This is a genomic window from Citrobacter sp. Cb041 (genome assembly GCF_030336655.1).
GTDB lineage: Bacteria > Pseudomonadota > Gammaproteobacteria > Enterobacterales > Enterobacteriaceae > Citrobacter > Citrobacter braakii.
Genome location: NZ_JAOWDD010000034.1, coordinates 19,778 through 36,007, shown reverse-complemented (window position 1 = coordinate 36,007; position 16,230 = coordinate 19,778). Strand labels below are relative to the sequence as shown.

15 protein-coding genes are annotated in these 16,230 nt (G+C 52.6%); 4 read left to right on the top strand and 11 right to left on the bottom strand.

Going from position 1 to position 16,230, the window contains the following annotated elements; all coding sequences use genetic code 11:
- The first annotated feature begins 91 nt into the window (after positions 1-91).
- Entirely contained in the window at positions 92-697 is a 606-nt protein-coding gene (gene azoR / locus OGV52_RS07885) for an FMN-dependent NADH-azoreductase (RefSeq protein ID WP_006684422.1), read from the top strand.
- 43 nt (positions 698-740) lie between these two features.
- On the opposite strand, the gene OGV52_RS07880 is transcribed toward azoR, so the two are convergent.
- The 10 genes from OGV52_RS07880 to OGV52_RS07835 form a co-directional block, all read right to left on the bottom strand.
- Positions 741-926, bottom strand: coding sequence for a hypothetical protein (locus OGV52_RS07880; protein WP_016153181.1), 186 nt, complete (start codon positions 924-926; stop codon positions 741-743).
- Between the two features lie 98 nt (positions 927-1,024).
- On the bottom strand, positions 1,025-1,426 hold the full coding sequence (locus OGV52_RS07875; protein ID WP_016156605.1) for a hypothetical protein: 402 nt from the start codon (positions 1,424-1,426) through the stop codon (positions 1,025-1,027).
- Positions 1,402-2,706, bottom strand: coding sequence for a phosphatase PAP2/dual specificity phosphatase family protein (locus OGV52_RS07870; RefSeq protein ID WP_049282411.1), 1,305 nt, complete (start codon positions 2,704-2,706; stop codon positions 1,402-1,404). Before OGV52_RS07870 ends, OGV52_RS07875 begins: the two co-directional genes overlap by 25 nt.
- Positions 2,696-4,456, bottom strand: coding sequence for a bifunctional alpha/beta hydrolase/class I SAM-dependent methyltransferase (locus OGV52_RS07865; protein WP_287108317.1), 1,761 nt, complete (start codon positions 4,454-4,456; stop codon positions 2,696-2,698). Before OGV52_RS07865 ends, OGV52_RS07870 begins: the two co-directional genes overlap by 11 nt.
- Complete coding sequence (locus OGV52_RS07860; protein WP_047501707.1) at positions 4,449-5,090, bottom strand: lysophospholipid acyltransferase family protein; 642 nt, start codon at positions 5,088-5,090, stop codon at positions 4,449-4,451. Before OGV52_RS07860 ends, OGV52_RS07865 begins: the two co-directional genes overlap by 8 nt.
- Before the next feature lie 3 nt (positions 5,091-5,093).
- Positions 5,094-6,011, bottom strand: coding sequence for a phosphatidate cytidylyltransferase (locus OGV52_RS07855; protein ID WP_287108316.1), 918 nt, complete (start codon positions 6,009-6,011; stop codon positions 5,094-5,096).
- A complete protein-coding gene (locus OGV52_RS07850) occupies positions 6,008-6,613 on the bottom strand; it encodes a CDP-alcohol phosphatidyltransferase family protein (RefSeq protein WP_103766346.1) in 606 nt (201 codons plus the stop codon). Before OGV52_RS07850 ends, OGV52_RS07855 begins: the two co-directional genes overlap by 4 nt.
- 111 nt (positions 6,614-6,724) lie before the next feature.
- The gene (locus OGV52_RS07845; RefSeq protein ID WP_016156611.1) at positions 6,725-7,048 is read right to left on the bottom strand and encodes a YdbL family probable chaperone protein; all 324 of its coding nucleotides are present in this window, start codon (positions 7,046-7,048) and stop codon (positions 6,725-6,727) included.
- A 7-nt stretch (positions 7,049-7,055) separates the two neighbouring features.
- The gene (locus OGV52_RS07840) at positions 7,056-7,247 is read right to left on the bottom strand and encodes a YnbE family lipoprotein (protein ID WP_016156612.1); all 192 of its coding nucleotides are present in this window, start codon (positions 7,245-7,247) and stop codon (positions 7,056-7,058) included.
- The gene (locus tag OGV52_RS07835; RefSeq protein WP_103766347.1) at positions 7,244-9,883 is read right to left on the bottom strand and encodes a YdbH family protein; all 2,640 of its coding nucleotides are present in this window, start codon (positions 9,881-9,883) and stop codon (positions 7,244-7,246) included. The genes OGV52_RS07840 and OGV52_RS07835 overlap by 4 nt, the downstream gene beginning before the upstream one ends.
- Positions 9,884-10,573: 690 nt before the next feature.
- Between OGV52_RS07835 and OGV52_RS07830 the strand changes: the two genes are divergently transcribed.
- Both OGV52_RS07830 and hslJ read left to right on the top strand, forming a co-directional pair.
- Positions 10,574-11,563 (top strand): 2-hydroxyacid dehydrogenase, encoded by a 990-nt coding sequence (locus OGV52_RS07830; RefSeq protein WP_003833196.1) that lies wholly within the window; start codon positions 10,574-10,576, stop codon positions 11,561-11,563.
- Between the two features lie 112 nt (positions 11,564-11,675).
- On the top strand, positions 11,676-12,095 hold the full coding sequence (gene hslJ, locus OGV52_RS07825) for a heat shock protein HslJ (protein ID WP_046274558.1): 420 nt from the start codon (positions 11,676-11,678) through the stop codon (positions 12,093-12,095).
- Between the two features lie 13 nt (positions 12,096-12,108).
- Here the strand turns inward: hslJ and OGV52_RS07820 are convergent, their stop codons facing one another.
- Complete coding sequence (locus OGV52_RS07820) at positions 12,109-12,375, bottom strand: putative hemolysin (protein WP_003020360.1); 267 nt, start codon at positions 12,373-12,375, stop codon at positions 12,109-12,111.
- A gap of 274 nt (positions 12,376-12,649) precedes the next feature.
- Between OGV52_RS07820 and nifJ the strand changes: the two genes are divergently transcribed.
- Positions 12,650-16,174, top strand: coding sequence for a pyruvate:ferredoxin (flavodoxin) oxidoreductase (nifJ, locus tag OGV52_RS07815; RefSeq protein WP_287108314.1), 3,525 nt, complete (start codon positions 12,650-12,652; stop codon positions 16,172-16,174).
- Positions 16,175-16,230 lie beyond the last annotated feature (56 nt).

The window sequence follows — 16,230 nt, the reverse complement described above, 5'->3', positions numbered from 1 at the left end:
ATATATTGCGCTATCACTGCGACAGGATTGTGAATAAAGTGTCAACAAGCAACGGGGCACTCCCCCTTCAAACACATAAAAGGAAACACCCATGAGCAAGGTATTAGTTCTTAAATCCAGTATTCTGGCAGGGTACTCTCAGTCTGGTCAGTTGTCTGATTATTTTGTTGAACAGTGGCGTGAAAAGCACTCCGCTGATGAAATCACCGTCCGTGACCTGGCTGCAAATCCTGTTCCGGTACTGGATGGCGAACTGGTGGGTGCGCTGCGCCCGAGCGATGCACCGCTGACACCGCGTCAGCAGGAAGCGCTGGCGTTGTCCGATGAGCTGATTGCTGAGCTGAAAGCGCATGATGTGATTGTTATCGCTGCGCCGATGTATAACTTCAACATCCCAACCCAGCTGAAAAACTATTTCGATCTGATTGCCCGTGCAGGTGTGACTTTCCGTTATACCGAGAAAGGTCCGGAAGGTCTGGTGACGGGTAAACGCGCAGTCGTGTTGACCAGCCGTGGTGGTATCCATAAAGATACGCCGACTGACCTGATCACGCCGTATCTGAACGTATTCCTGGGCTTTATCGGCATCACCGACGTGAACGTCGTCTTTGCTGAAGGCATTGCGTACGGCCCGGAAGTGGCGTCCAAAGCGCAGTCCGATGCGAAAGCCGCTATCGACAGCGTCGTCGCTGCCTGATAATTCACCCTCTCACCATACGGTGGGAGGGTTTCTCCAGCATTTACTTCTTTACCTGCACCTGTTTGCCGTGAATGCGGTTAATATCACGCCAGATGGTTGCATAATCTCTGCACTTCGCCAGATTCTCTTCCCAGCAATGCAGCAAAAATTGTTCTGGCTCGGCAACATCCCGGCTTAACAGCTTGAATATCCAACGATTCCAGACATACCACTTGAAAAGCCACATGATTTAACTCCGCAACGCGACCGGTGTTGAACTATATCAGCCTCAGTTTGATGCCGTGTGGCAACTATTGCGATGTCGATGAATAAGTCAGATGAATACTACAGTAGCAGCACCAGCCAGAAAGCCCACAGAACTGTAACAAGACAGAGCGTTTTTCGACATTGTCGCAATGCACCTGACTGGCGTTCAGCCAGCGTCAGGGCTTTCAGCCGTTCGCGTCGCCAGATAAAGTACAACGCGTTTCCGGCCTGCTTGTTGTTTTGCTTATTAATCAGCGAAAAATAGCGCTGGTCGAGCCACAGTCGCCAACAACCAAACCAGACCACAGCGCACAGCAATGCAATGACGGCGCGCACGACACCTGGTGAAGCAACAAACAGCGCCCACACCATCGGCGGGAGGGAAAAAAGCAGAATGAAGCGCCAGCTTGCCAGCGTGTGCCGTAGCAAAGCGTGCTGAAGCACCTCAGCATCTGTTACATTGTCACTTTCCGTTGCCATTGTTGCAGCATCTCCAGATGTTTATCAGTCAGCACCACATGTGGTCGACTTGCTCGAATTTGCACCACGGCGTGCTCTACCGTCGGCGCATGGCCATAACGCAACAGCCACGCTGCGACCACCATTGCACTGCGCGACAATCCTAAGGCACAGTGCACCAGCACAGTTCCCTGCCGCACACGCAGAGTTTCCAGACTGTCCACCGCCTGCTGTAGCTCGGCTTCATGTGGGATCACTAAATCCAGCATCGGTACACAATGATAAGAGTGCGAGGCTGTCGCCCGTCCACGCGAAAACTCAAAGGTTAAGTCGAGCACCGCCTTTTGCGCAGGCGCGCAGCGCGGAAAACTGCCGAGATATACGCCAGCCGCAATCGGACTTACTGCCGGTATACGGCGGGTGAACCAGAGCATCGACAGCCACATTCCTGAACGCCACGGTAATGATAGCCAGTAAACAGAGGGAGGCAGTCGACCCTGTAAATCTTTCGCCGTCACCACCGCGCCGAATCCAGCGTAACCGCAGCCGACCATCAACAAGCCCAGCGCTGGCCATAACAACCATGGCGTCAGCAACACAGCGGTAATAAAACATAATGCCGAGCCCAGCAGGTAGCGGCGCATCAACCTCAGACAGGCTGCATCCGGTTTGCTCCAGCGCCAGCGGCATTGTTCCGGTACCATCCAGTCAATCAGCATGCCTGCCACCAGCCCGGTAATAATATCGATAAAGTGATGCTGCCAGGTGGTCAACACCGATAGCGCGATCAGTAATGACCAGCCATCGCACAGTCTGCGCCAGCCGCCGGACAGATGGCGACTGAAATGCCGCCACAGCAGCCAGCAGAGAATGATATGCAGCGACGGCGACTGGTTATAGGGCAGATCGAACTGTTCGAGCTGTGCAAACAGCCAACCCGCCGCGCCCGTCACTTCGGGGCGGGTAAAGCTAAACTGTAACGGGAACAGTAAAAAACCGCCGCAGGCAATCAACGATGCCAGTACCAGTCTGAGCACCAACCGACGCTGCTCGAAACGCGTGGTGCAAACAAACAGGGATAACCCGTAAAACAGATCCAGACTCCAGTACGGGATGATGGTCCACGGAATAAAAGGAATAGCAGATTCCCAACCAAAGACGATGCTACCAACGTTCTGATACTGAGCATCTTGCCAGGCGGTAAACTGATTCACCTTGCCGTACGTAAGGAAAAAAAATGGTGCCAGCAGCAGTAACCAGCCCACCGCCTGCACCGTAACTTTACGCTGTTCAGGAAGCACGGCGTACCGCCATAGAAACGGTGAAAATCCCCCATTCATCAATCAGTTGGGTGCACTTCTCAAAGCCCGCCTCGCGAATCAGCGCATCCATTTCACCCTGCGTACGCACGCGCATAACCCATGCTTTGCCGTCTTTATGACTGGTCAGCGACCAGGCTATCGTTTTAAGCTGTGGATGCCACGGCTGCCCGGTGTATATCAATAGGCCCCCTGGCGCTATCGCATCCGCAAGCCCGGCCAGAGAGTTTTTGACCAGCAAATTCTCTGGAAACAGCTCGTACAAACCAGAGACAATCCCCAGAGTAGGACGAGGTTCCAATGCCGCCAGTTCTTCACGGTTGAAGGCATCGCCTTGTTCAAAGCGTGCAATGTCAGTCAGACCTATGCTGGCGATCATTTCCCGACCTATATTCACATTCAATGTACTGTAATCGCGCAGTAAAATTGAGCGTACCGCCGATTCGCCAGCCAACGCATCGAACACATAACGCCCGTGTCCGGCAGCAATATCCACCACATGTACCGGCGTGCCCTGCTCCGCCAGTTGTGCAACCGCCTGGCTAATCAACATCTGCAGATGAATCTTACGTTGACGGATCCCTTTCCAGCCCACGCTGTTGAGGTAGTTTTTGTCAATCAAACGCCCCAGCGCGCTGCTGCCCTGCGGCTGATTGCGATAGACGTAATCCAGCGTACTCCCCGAATCAAAGCCGGTTTCAAATCCCAGACGAACGCCTGTCGATTGTGTCCCGAGAAGCTTCATGCCATAGCGCAGGCCACGATACGCAATGTCGTCGAGAGAATATGGCGCGGGTCCCCCGCTGAGCATCCGCCAGGTATCAGCGCCAGGGCTCCAGCGATCTTCGTTGCTGTAATCAAAACGCTGCAGTGGCATAGCATATAAGGTGGTAATGAAATTACGCATTTTGTCGAACGCCAGATGCCGGTCTTTCTCCCCCAGCGTATCGTGATAAAACCCCGGCAACACGTGCAGCTCCTTGAGAGGATTTCTCAGGCGCTGATAAAAATCAATTTGCGGCTGGCGATGCACGACAAAATCATCCCCGGACACCAGCAATTGCACAGGCATCGTAATGGCGGCAGCATCGTTGACAATGCGTTCTGCCGTTTTGTAGAGATCCAGCAGAATGTTCACCGCAATGGCACGGGTGATCTGGGTATCAAGATTAAAGCTCGCTACACGATCGACATCGTGCGTCAGGTATTTTCCTTTAACATAAGAGTTAACGAAAAACAGACCGCGCAGTCGTTGCATCAGCGCCAGTCCTGGACGGGCAAACGGCACATACAATTTAACTTTGAAAGCCGGTGATGCCAGTACTAATCCACGAATAGCGGGGGCATAGTCATGAGCCCAGGTTGCGGCCAATACCGCGCCAACGCTCTGAGCCACGACCACCACATCTTCCATTGCGGCATGACTGTCAGCGGCAGCGAAACGCACAAACTCTTCAACATCTTGTACCGAACGCGCCAGAGAAGGGCTATAACCGCGCTGGCCTGGAGAGTGGCCGTGACCACGAGCATCCCAGGCATAGAATGCGGTGTCCGGCATCGCCAGCTCATCCACAATATGCTGCAACCGTCCGGAATGTTCGTGACCGCGATGGAACATGACGATCACTTTCGTCGTCGCACCCGGCGCCGTAGCCGGCCAGTGGCGGAAAAACAGTTCAGTGTTGTCGCTGGTCACAAAATGTCGTTCGTCAGGTATTCGTGTATTAGTCATGCGAATGTAATCCTTTAGTTTGTTGCTCCAACAGCAACAGTTGCTGTCTGAGTCCGTTCATAAAGAGGTGTTTATCCCCATGAAAATGCAACGTTCTGCCAATATTGACGTCAATAAACAGCGGCAGCGGTATACGGTTCCCTTTCGCCATCACAGATTCTGTGCCACGTAGCCAGACGGGAATGATCGGTACCTCCGGTACATGCTGGCTAAGATGCCACAATCCAGATTTCAACGATGACAATTTTCCAGGTTCACCCCGCGTACCTTCCGGAAAGAGGATCAGAATCTTTCCGTCGCGTAATGCCTGTTCACACTGCGCTAACGGATTAGTTTCTCCGCCTTTTCGCGAAATGGGAATAATGTTGAGAATATTAAGCGCAAACCAGGCCATTGCTTTATTACGCAGGAAATAGTCAGCGGCAGCCACCGGATGGACCGACGACTGGCGGCGCAGCGGAAAGAGCGAAAGCAGCGCAAAAACATCCATATGGCTGTTGTGATTGGCAACGATAATTGCCGGACCGCATGCAGGTAAACGTTCCCGGTGCTTGATACGTAACCCCAGCCACAGCCAAATCACCGGCCAGACAATACACAGCGTAAACAGCGTTCGCAGAATTGAACTCAGCATAAGTTAGTAGCAAAAGTAACGAATGAAATGGAAAAACACCGGCGCGGTGAAGATCAGAGAATCCAGCCGGTCAAGGAGCCCACCATGACCCGGCAGCAATGTTCCGCTGTCCTTCACGCCGATATCGCGTTTGATTGCTGACATCACCACATCTCCACAAAAACCACTGATGCCGATAATAAAACCCGCCAACAATGACAATGGAATGCTTAACTGCGTCATCAGTGGCCCAAGCAGCGCCGCCATTAGCGTGGTGGTCGCTACGCCGCCGACCAGTCCCGCCAGCGTCTTATTAGGACTGACTTTGGGCATGACTTTGATGCGCCCAATTGATTTACCCCAAAGGTACTGCGCAATATCGTTGAATTCCGTTAAGCCAACCAGGAACAGTACCAGCAATGCACCGGTTTGTTTGCCGTCATCAGGCAAAACCAGCAAAAAAGCGACGTGGCTGAAGGCAAACACGGTAGTCATCAGGCTCCAGTGATGCTGCGAGGCGTAGCGCAAGAAGCCATGAGTATCGCCCGCAATGACCATCCGCACGGGTAAGAATAAAAAAGCGTAGACCGGGATAAACACCACAAACATACCGTACCAGTTAATGCCAATCAGCCAGTAGTTAATCGGAATAGCAATGAACATCCACAGCAACGGCATGCGATCGGTCTGACGCGACGGCACCAGCGTTAAAAACTCCTTTAACGCCATGAAGCTGACCAGCGCGAAAAAGATCAGTGCCAACCAGTGTGGGCTTAAAATCGCCAGAGAAAACAGGATGATGATTAGCCACCAGGTGCGAATACGTAACGTCAGTTCCCGCCAGTCTTTATCCGGCCGTCGCCACACCAGTAAGCCATTCACCACCGTTGCAACCAGCAGCAGTGCAAAAATGACCGCAAATGACTGCTCCAGCAGCATCATTTCGTCCCCTCTTCGCATAATGCGCTCTTACAGCGATTAACCACCGTCCATAGCAGCAGGAGGGTAGCAATACCCCACAACACGTTGTTCCACTGTACAAGCTGCGGCCACAGAGTCAGTGCCAGGCCCCATGCGCCAAATACCAGCGCCCGGTCACTTTTGCCCAGCGGTCCGGCATAGCAGCGAACACCATTAATCGTTTGCGCCAGAACGCCGCAAAACTCCGTCATTACCGCACAAAACAGCATCACCATAACCAGTATTACGTTACTGTCAGGGAGAAGCATAAACGGCAGATAAAGCGCTATATCAGAAAGAATATCCCCGCTTTCGTTTAGAATAGCCCCAAGGCGCGATTGTTGGTGACATTCACGCGCCAGCATGCCGTCGAGCGCATTAAGCGCCATTCGGATAAACAGCACGATGGGCAGAAGAACAAAATATTCGGGTTGGGGGAAAATCACCAGTACGCCACCGGTCACAAAAGAAAGCGCCATTGCGGCGAGAGTTACGTGATTCGCCGTGACGCCATTCTTATGTAGCCAAAACATCAATGGGCGTAAAAGTGTCTGAAAGGCGGGCTTGATCTGATAAAGCGTCATCATCACTCCTTGATAATTTACGGTCTTGACTATAGTGAATTAATTATCAATACCCGCCTAATACTTTCCTTTGGTGTAAAAACAAATCGGATTCTATCTACAACTTCGTCATTATTTTCTCAACCACTTACCATTGATGCCCTGGACGTACTCCCCTGGTTTAGCCCGAGCGACCAGCTTTTGTCCGGCCATTTTCGCCACTTCATCTGGAGGAATGTTATTGCTCTCAGCCAGTTGCTGATAGCTGGCGCTGCGTGCTTTATTAATCTCACTCACCAGCGCCTGCGTTTCGGCGTCGGTTTGCAATGCCACCAGATAACCATTAAGCGTTTCGCCCACCCGCCCCTGGGATCTGGCTTCATTCAAGGTCAATGCCCACCCATTGCCACTGAATAAACTCAATGCCACCAGGATCACTGCAAGCTGTTTTTTCATCGTGACCTCAGAACAGATCGCTGCGCGATTTTAATAAGCTCTCAACGTCTTTATCGACTTTGATATGGATCTCATGCTCGATTTTGACGTTCATATTAATAGTGATCGGCTCTTTAGGCGCAGCCACTTCGATTCTGGGTGTGCAGCCGATCAGCAGAGATGAAGCCAGCAGACCCAGCATGGCAGCTATCGTTTTCATTGTTGTTCCTCACATTCCTTGCCTTCCGGGCAATGGGATTCCGGCAGCGCTGCATTTTGTTCAAGCCATGCCTGTAAATTGTCGCCAAAACGCAAACTACGCCATAGCGTAAAGACGTTTTCCTCATGGGTGTAATTCAAATTAACCGTCCCCACTTTGCCATCCACCCGGCTATTGCCAGTTACGGTTGCCTGCATGGTTAAGACACCGAGATTATCCAAATTTATTTTCGTCCAGGAATGGCTTATTTCCATATAACGCAGCCAGTTAATGGCCGCACCGGCTGCCATATTATCTTTGACGACGGCATCCGCCGTGTCTTTATCAATACGCAGCGTCATAGGCCCCGGGTTGGTCAGCCAGCCGTCTTTAATGATCCACTTTTCGTTATCCAGCCATAACGGCAACGCACCGCTGACCGGGCCAGACATGGCGAATTGTTTGGGATTAACCGCGCTGATAAGCTCGCTGGAAGAGATATTCTGCACCCGTAATAATGCCGGATCGTGCTGCGGCATCCGCAGTTGTTGCATGATGACTTTGCCCCCCAGCAGTTCGGCGCTGACATCGCTTAACAGTAACGGATTGTCTTCACTCCAGGGATACGCCCCCTGTAGATCGGCGGCGATATTTTTCACCGTCACCTGATTCACCACTTCCGCAACACGCAGTGAAATAGGTCCACGCGTACCCAGTTGCCATGCGCCTTCACTAAACCGGAAAGGCAACACAAAATCGACGCCATTAATTTGGTTATCGGGCATCCAGGCGCTACCGCCTTTTAATACCCCATGGCCGCCCGCTTCAAAGCCCTGTTCCGGGGCAGCCGAAAACGCAACCTGCGCATACAGTTCACCTTCACGTAGCTTCATTTTCCAGTCTGGTGGGATGAGCGGTTGGAATACGGTGAGCGATTGTTTTGGCCACCAGGCCTGTCCGCGCAGGCGGATCCCGTCCCAACGACCATTTACCTGTACTGGACCTATCGCGCCCGCGTGAAGCTGTCCTTTAAACTGGAAAATCGTCGGGTCGGTGCCTTCCACGCTGAACTTCAGGGTTGACGGCGGTAACACGCTCCCCCCGGTAAAGGTGGTGTTCCCTGCGTCCAGCGACAGCGCGCCGCTAAACGTCGGCTTGTTGGCATCCCGTACCCAGACGATCGGCTCGTCCATCACCAGGCGTGGAGTTTCCACCTTCATGGTGCCGTATTGCAGGTGGTCAAATCCGGTGGAGAGATCAAAAAGCTTCAGGGTGTTGTCATGCCATTCGCCCTTACCCGCCACGTCCCAACGCGCATGCATTGGCGTAAAGCTGCCTTTGCCCCAGTACCGCCACTGCCAGCGACCCGCGTCAGGGAGAAAATCATTTGCCAGACCATCCAGATGCAATTCAAAACCGCCCATCTGGTTTTCATGCGCGCGCAATATAGCCTGCAGACGGCCATCTACGCCGCGCTGCGTTACTTTTACGCCCGCCAGCGGCCAGCGAATTTCGTCAATATCCAGCGAGTCAATCACCCGTCCACGCGAACGCAGCAGCGCTCCAGGCTCGAAAGCCAGCTGCGGGTCGTTCAGGCTTCCGGTGAGTCTGGCGGGTAATTTGGCGTAGAAGATCAGGTCACCCTGTTTCGCCTCGCCTATCAACTGTAACGGCATGTCGCTACTATCCACACCCAGCTTACCCGGCCCCAGCGTTAATACGGCGTTTCCTTTACCTGCATCGCCTTGGGTCAGTATGTTCAGACGCCCGCTCACCACCGCATTTTCCAGCCCGGCCTGCCAGTTTTCAACTTTCATGCCCAACCGCCCGCTGAGCGGGAATCCCTGATAAGGCCAGTTCCAGCGACCGTCGCTGATGGTTAATTGCTGACGGGTTATTTCCCACGGAAGATCGAGCAACGGATCGGCATTGTCCCGCGCCATGACGATCAGTTGTCCGCTGTTTTCTTGCCACTCCAGTTCGGCGTCCACCAGTGAGGGCTCCTGCGGCAAGCTCAAAGTTGCAACCGCATGACCGCTCACCGGTAGTCCATCAGGAACCAGCGGCATGGTAAATTCACCGACCAGTTTTACCGGCGGTTGTTCTTCAAATGCAGCTATATCCAGCTCATTTACCGTGAGATTTTGCCCGTGCAGACGCCCCTGGAATTTCACTTTTTCACCCTGGTAGCGCAGTTGCTGGGTCGATGGCGTTAGCGAGAGAGACAGTTTTCCCTGCCACTCCTGCCAGGGGGAGAGAATAACTTTGTCGATGTTAATCCAGGTATTGGGCAGCATCGATTGCCATTCAGCCAGCGTTTTGGGCGCTGCCGGAGACGCTTCTGTCTGCGGTAATTTAGCCAGGCAAGCGGAATCCAGCTCAATAGTCCCGACATTGAGCAACCAGCGGCTGGGATGGGAAAGATCGGCCTGAGTAAGGCGCGCTAGTGGGCAATCATCGACCAGATAGCGGAGTTCCGGGATATGCAGCCCATGCCGTGTCAGCCGTGGGCTCTCATCTAGCGCGATGCGCGTGCCAACAGGTAACCAGACGCCCACCAGCGTAGGAACCCACAGGCCAAGCGTCATCACCAACGTCAGCGGCACGAGAATCAATAATAAGAGAAGTGCCAGAGCGGCTTTATATTTACCCTTCATGGGTAGTTAATATCCTGATTTAGCGAAAATTTAAGCCGGTTTAGGCCAGTATTGTGGCATGTTTAACAGGATATGCCCACATTAAGAATAAATTCCCATGAAGTATATGCACTATTTATTAATCAACGGGAATCAATAAAATAATAATTAATTCAATAAGATAGCGCATTATTTTATATGGCACGCTGTTACACGTGCCGTCGGGAATATAAAGAACTCAGACTCAATGAGGCCTCAGTTCTCCATCGCTATGTTTAGGTCCTAAACGACCAGCTTCTATCAGAATTTCCTCAATGAGCTCTTCGAGGCACTCCCTACCATGATGATCGCAGACCAGATGTACCTGCCGGGAAATCTCCTCAGGTTTCATACCATCACATAATGCCGCCTTAAGCATTAAGGTGGCCCATCGCTTTGCTTCAGAGTGAGTTAACATGACCCCTCCCGATATTTGCTACCTGTATAAGCGTAGCTGTCTGGATGTGATTCGGCTGGCTTTTTACCTGCATCGATTACGGGTATTGAGTTGGACGGAAAAATATCCAGTTGTTGAAATTGAGTAACCTGCCCACACTAACAACAGATGCGCTGAAATTATTCATTACGCCTATGACTATCAATAACTTTTTAGATTTTGTAAAATAATTTGAATTGGATTAATGTGACGTCAAAATCACTGGAGAAAGTCTTATGAAACTCGCCATCTATAGTACAAAACAGTACGACAAGAAGTATCTGCAGCAGGTTAACGAGGCTTTTGGTTTTGAACTTGAATTCTTTGACTTTCTACTGACGGAGAAAACAGCCAAAACAGCCCATGGCTGTGAAGCCGTCTGTATTTTCGTTAACGACGATGGCAGCCGCCCGGTTCTGGAAGAGCTGAAAAAGCATGGCGTGAAATATATTGCGCTGCGTTGCGCCGGCTTCAATAACGTCGATCTCGACGCGGCAAAAGAGCTCGGCCTGCAGGTCGTCCGTGTGCCAGCCTATTCACCCGAAGCCGTCGCTGAACATGCGATTGGCATGATGATGACGTTGAATCGCCGTATTCACCGCGCCTATCAGCGTACTCGTGATGCCAACTTCTCTCTTGAGGGGCTGACCGGCTTTACCATGTATGGCAAAACGGCTGGGGTGATCGGTACCGGTAAGATTGGGATTGCGGCACTGCGGATCCTGAAAGGTTTTGGGATGCGCCTGCTGGCGTTTGATCCCTACCCAAGCGCTGCCGCACTAGAGTTAGGCGTTGAATATGTCGATCTTAAAACGCTGTTCGCGGAGTCCGATGTCATCTCCCTGCACTGTCCGTTAACGCCGGAGAATTATCACCTGCTCAATCACGAAGCCTTTGAGCAAATGAAAAATGGCGTGATGGTTATTAACACCAGCCGCGGGGCATTGATCGATTCACAAGCCGCTATCGATGCGCTGAAAAACCAGAAAATTGGTTCTCTGGGTATGGACGTGTATGAAAACGAACGCGACCTGTTCTTTGAAGATAAATCCAATGACGTGATTCAGGATGATGTGTTCCGCCGCCTGTCGGCCTGTCATAACGTGCTGTTCACCGGTCACCAGGCGTTCCTGACGGCCGAAGCATTGACCAGCATTTCTGAGACCACGCTGCAGAATCTGGCACAGATCTCCAAAGGCGAAACCTGTCCAAACGCCCTCTTCTAATCCCTGTGCTCCCCTGGATTCAGGGGGGCATTTTCAGATAATCACCGATGCTAAAATCTTCAGTATCATTATTATATTGAATGTATTCCCGTCACAAACGTAGAGAAATTGAATGAAAAAAGTTGTCACGTTGATTGCGCTCAGCATGCTGATGGCTGGCTGTGTGAGCAATGGAAAAGTTTCCGTCAATCGCGAACAGTTGCAGCATCACCGCTTCGTTTTGCAGAGCGTGAATGGTAAAGCCGTCACCGTCGCTAATAACCAACCCGAATTGAGTTTTGGCGAAAACATGACGGTATCGGGAAAGATGTGTAATCAATTCCACGGTCAGGGCAAACTGTCCGACGGCGAGTTGAAGGTTAAAGATATGGCGATGACCCGCATGATGTGCGCCGATCCGCAGCTTAACGCGCTCGACGGGATCGTCAGCGACATGTTTAAGCAAGGCGCACAGGTCGATCTGACTGCTGACCAGTTAACACTGGCGACAGCAGAACAAACGCTGACGTATAAACTCGCGGATTTAATGTAGGAAACGCGGTGGCTTAATAGTTGCCACAGCTTCCGGCGGCAAGCGACTGCTCACTACAGCGTTTGCCGTTGGGTAACGCACACATTCCGATAGCTGAACCATCCAGCTGACGGGCAACGGAGAGCGAACCACCAATCATGGCGCAATTAGCTTCTCCAGAACTGGACATTGCGGCCTTCATCCCCGGTGCGACATGCGCGGCGGTTGCCTGCTGAACAGGTTCACTACTACAAGCCGATAATAATAACGCGGCACACCCTACCCAAAACGCTGCGCGCATCTTACTCCCCTCTGAATATTAACCAAACGACACAGCCATAAATAATAGGCAGCGGAAACACCGCCGTCGAGAGGCAATATGCGCATTTATGCGCACTGTTTACATTTTCTGGCAATTTTTTGGCTGCTCCTTTGATCAAACCATTCATTCTGTTTATTCGAGGGACACAAAAGCGAAAATCTGTCTTTAGCGCTTTTGCTAAACTAAAAGGATAACTACAGGATTCGCCGCTGTTACGCGTGTCCCTTTTTTTGCGCAATGTAAGGGTGTCAGTATGATCACAATTGACGGTAATGGTGCGGTTGCTTCGGTCGCATTTCGTACCAGCGAGGTTATCGCCATCTACCCGATTACGCCCAGTTCGACGATGGCGGAACAGGCGGATGCCTGGGCCGGGAACGGGCTTAAAAACGTGTGGGGGGATACCCCTCGTGTCGTAGAAATGCAGTCGGAAGGCGGTGCGATAGCGACCGTTCACGGCGCGTTGCAGACCGGTGCGCTCTCTACGTCGTTTACTTCATCGCAGGGCCTGTTGCTGATGATCCCGACGCTGTACAAACTGGCCGGTCAGTTGACTCCGTTTGTGCTGCACGTTGCGGCGCGTACGATTGCCACTCACGCATTATCCATCTTTGGCGATCATTCCGACGTGATGGCGGTGCGCCAGACGGGATGCGCAATGCTGTGCGCCAGCAGCGTTCAGGAAGCACAAGACTTTGCGCTAATTTCGCAAATGGCCACCCTGAAAAGCCGGGTCCCGTTTATTCATTTCTTTGATGGTTTTCGCACATCGCATGAAATTAATAAAATAGTGCCGCTGGCCGATGACACAATCCTCGGGCTGATGCCACAGGCAGAAATTGATGCTCACCGCGCGCGCGCGCTCAACCCGGAGCATCCGGTTATTCGCGGTACGTCTGCGAACCCGGACACTTACTTCCAGTCGCGCGAAGCAACAAACCCGTGGTACAACGCGGTTTACGATCACGTAGAACAGGCGATGAACGATTTCGCTGCTGCGACGGGCCGTCAGTACCAGCCATTTGAATACTACGGTCACCCGCAGGCAGAACGCATCATTATTTTGATGGGCTCGGCGATTGGAACCAGTGAAGAAGTCGTCGAAGAGCTGCTGGCACGCGGCGAGAAAGTTGGCGTTCTGAAAGTGCGTCTGTTCCGCCCATTCTCTGCCAGACATTTACTGCGCGCCCTGCCGGAAACGGTACGGAGCATCGCCGTCCTGGATCGCACCAAAGAGCCCGGCGCGCAAGCTGAACCGTTGTATCTGGATGTAATGACCGCGCTGGCGGAAGCCTTTAACTGCGGCGAACGAGAAACGCTACCGCGGGTGATTGGCGGGCGTTATGGCCTTTCTTCCAAAGAGTTTGGCCCGGACTGCGTCATGGCGGTCTTTAATGAACTGAGTAGCGCGAAGCCGAAATCTCGCTTTACGGTCGGTATCTATGATGATGTCACCAACTTGTCGCTACCGTTACCGGAAAACACCCTGCCCGGTACCGCGAAGCTCGAGGCACTGTTTTACGGGCTGGGCAGTGACGGTAGCGTGTCGGCCACCAAAAACAACATCAAGATTATCGGTAACTCTACGCCGTGGTATGCGCAGGGTTATTTCGTCTATGACTCGAAAAAAGCAGGCGGTCTGACGGTTTCTCACCTGCGCGTTAGTGAACAACCTATTCGCTCAGCGTATCTGGTGTCGCAAGCCGATTTTGTTGGTTGTCACCAGTTGCAATTTATCGATAAGTATCAGATGGCTGAGCGCCTGAAACCTGGCGGTATATTCCTGCTTAATACCCCGTACAGTGTGGATGAAGTCTGGACACGTCTGCCGCAGGAAGTTCAGGCTGTTCTGAATCAGAAGAAAGCGCGTTTCTACGTGATTAATGCGGCCAAAATCGCCCGCGAGTGCGGTCTGGCTGCACGTATTAACACCGTTATGCAGATGGCGTTCTTCCATCTGACGCAAATCTTACCAGGCGACAGCGCTCTGGCTGAATTGCAGGGTGCGATTGCGAAAAGCTATAGCAGCAAAGGGCAGGATCTGGTTGAACGTAACTGGCAGGCGCTGGCCCTGGCGCGTGAATCCGTCGCCGAAGTGGCGCTTCAGCCAGTTGATCCACATAGCGCTAATCGCCCACCGGTGGTTTCTGATGCCGCACCTGATTTCGTGAAAACCGTCACCGCGGCAATGCTCGCCGGTCTGGGCGATGCCCTCCCCGTTTCAGCGCTGCCGCCAGACGGCACCTGGCCGATGGGCACCACGCGTTGGGAAAAACGCAATATCGCTGAAGAGATCCCCATCTGGAAAGAAGAGCTGTGTACCCAGTGCAACCACTGCGTAGCCGCCTGCCCGCACTCGGCTATCCGCGCCAAAGTGGTTTCACCAGAAGCGATGGAAAATGCCCCTGCCAGCCTGCATTCTCTGGATGTGAAATCACGCGATATGCGCGGTCAGAAATATGTCCTGCAGGTTGCGCCAGAGGATTGCACCGGGTGTAATCTGTGCGTCGAAGTATGCCCGGCGAAAGATCGCCAAAACCCGGAGATCAAGGCCATCAATATGATGTCGCGCCTTGAGCACGTGGAAGAAGAAAAAGTTAACTATGACTACTTCCTCAATCTGCCGGAAATCGATCGCACTAAACTGGAACGCATTGATATTCGTACCTCGCAGTTGATAACACCGCTGTTTGAGTACTCTGGGGCCTGCTCTGGCTGTGGTGAAACGCCGTATATCAAATTGCTTACGCAGTTGTACGGCGACCGCATGCTGATCGCCAATGCGACCGGCTGTTCATCAATTTATGGCGGTAACCTGCCCTCAACGCCTTATACCATCGACGCCAATGGTCGCGGGCCTGCGTGGGCAAACTCCCTGTTTGAGGATAACGCCGAGTTTGGGCTGGGCTTCCGCCTGACGGTGGATCAGCACCGTGTACGCGTCATGCGTTTAGTGGAACAGTTTGCTGATAACATTCCGGCTGAACTGAATGACGCCCTGCACGCTGAAGCTACGCCAGAGGTGCGCCGTGAGCAAGTTGCAGCACTGCGCCAGCACCTGAAAGATGTCGAAGGCGCACAGCAGTTGTTAACCGATGCCGACGCGCTGGTCGAGAAATCTATCTGGCTGATTGGCGGTGATGGCTGGGCTTACGATATTGGTTTTGGTGGCCTGGATCACGTCCTGAGCCTGACCGAGAACGTCAATATTCTGGTACTGGATACCCAGTGTTACTCCAATACAGGCGGCCAAGCGTCGAAAGCTACGCCGCTCGGGGCCGTCACTAAATTTGGTGAACATGGCAAGCGCAAAGCTCGCAAAGATCTTGGCGTCAGTATGATGATGTACGGGCACGTGTATGTTGCACAAATCTCTCTGGGCGCGCAGTTGAACCAGACGGTGAAAGCTATCCAGGAAGCGGAGGCCTATCCAGGTCCGTCGCTGATTATCGCCTATAGCCCATGTGAAGAGCATGGTTACGATCTCGCACTAAGCCATGATCAGATGCGTCAGCTCACGGCAACCGGGTTCTGGCCGCTGTACCGCTTTGATCCGCGTCGAGCAGATGAAGGTAAGCTGCCGCTGGCGCTGGACTCTCGGCCACCGTCAGACGCCCTGGCCGAAACATTGCTTAACGAGCAGCGCTTCCGTCGCCTGAATGCCCAACAGCCAGAAGTCGCAGAACAGCTCTGGAAAGACGCCGCAGCCGATCTGCAAAAACGCTACGACTTCCTTGCGCAGTTGGCTGGAAAAGCGGAAAAGAGCGGTACCGAGTAATGCGTTTATCTCAGTATTAACCTGGAACCCAAAAAAAAGCCCGAACAGTTGTTCGG

What these genes read in the sequence shown, in the direction of transcription:
- azoR (WP_006684422.1), top strand. Translation starts at nt 92, where the DNA reads ATGAGCAAGGTATTAGTTCTTAAATCCAGTATTCTGGCAGGGTACTCT.
- OGV52_RS07880 (WP_016153181.1), bottom strand. Translation starts at nt 926, where the DNA reads ATGTGGCTTTTCAAGTGGTATGTCTGGAATCGTTGGATATTCAAGCTG.
- OGV52_RS07875 (WP_016156605.1), bottom strand. Translation starts at nt 1,426, where the DNA reads ATGGCAACGGAAAGTGACAATGTAACAGATGCTGAGGTGCTTCAGCAC.
- OGV52_RS07865 (WP_287108317.1), bottom strand. Translation starts at nt 4,456, where the DNA reads ATGACTAATACACGAATACCTGACGAACGACATTTTGTGACCAGCGAC.
- OGV52_RS07860 (WP_047501707.1), bottom strand. Translation starts at nt 5,090, where the DNA reads ATGCTGAGTTCAATTCTGCGAACGCTGTTTACGCTGTGTATTGTCTGG.
- OGV52_RS07855 (WP_287108316.1), bottom strand. Translation starts at nt 6,011, where the DNA reads ATGATGCTGCTGGAGCAGTCATTTGCGGTCATTTTTGCACTGCTGCTG.
- OGV52_RS07850 (WP_103766346.1), bottom strand. Translation starts at nt 6,613, where the DNA reads ATGACGCTTTATCAGATCAAGCCCGCCTTTCAGACACTTTTACGCCCA.
- OGV52_RS07845 (WP_016156611.1), bottom strand. Translation starts at nt 7,048, where the DNA reads ATGAAAAAACAGCTTGCAGTGATCCTGGTGGCATTGAGTTTATTCAGT.
- OGV52_RS07840 (WP_016156612.1), bottom strand. Translation starts at nt 7,247, where the DNA reads ATGAAAACGATAGCTGCCATGCTGGGTCTGCTGGCTTCATCTCTGCTG.
- OGV52_RS07835 (WP_103766347.1), bottom strand. Translation starts at nt 9,883, where the DNA reads ATGAAGGGTAAATATAAAGCCGCTCTGGCACTTCTCTTATTATTGATT.
- OGV52_RS07830 (WP_003833196.1), top strand. Translation starts at nt 10,574, where the DNA reads ATGAAACTCGCCATCTATAGTACAAAACAGTACGACAAGAAGTATCTG.
- hslJ (WP_046274558.1), top strand. Translation starts at nt 11,676, where the DNA reads ATGAAAAAAGTTGTCACGTTGATTGCGCTCAGCATGCTGATGGCTGGC.
- OGV52_RS07820 (WP_003020360.1), bottom strand. Translation starts at nt 12,375, where the DNA reads ATGCGCGCAGCGTTTTGGGTAGGGTGTGCCGCGTTATTATTATCGGCT.
- nifJ (WP_287108314.1), top strand. Translation starts at nt 12,650, where the DNA reads ATGATCACAATTGACGGTAATGGTGCGGTTGCTTCGGTCGCATTTCGT.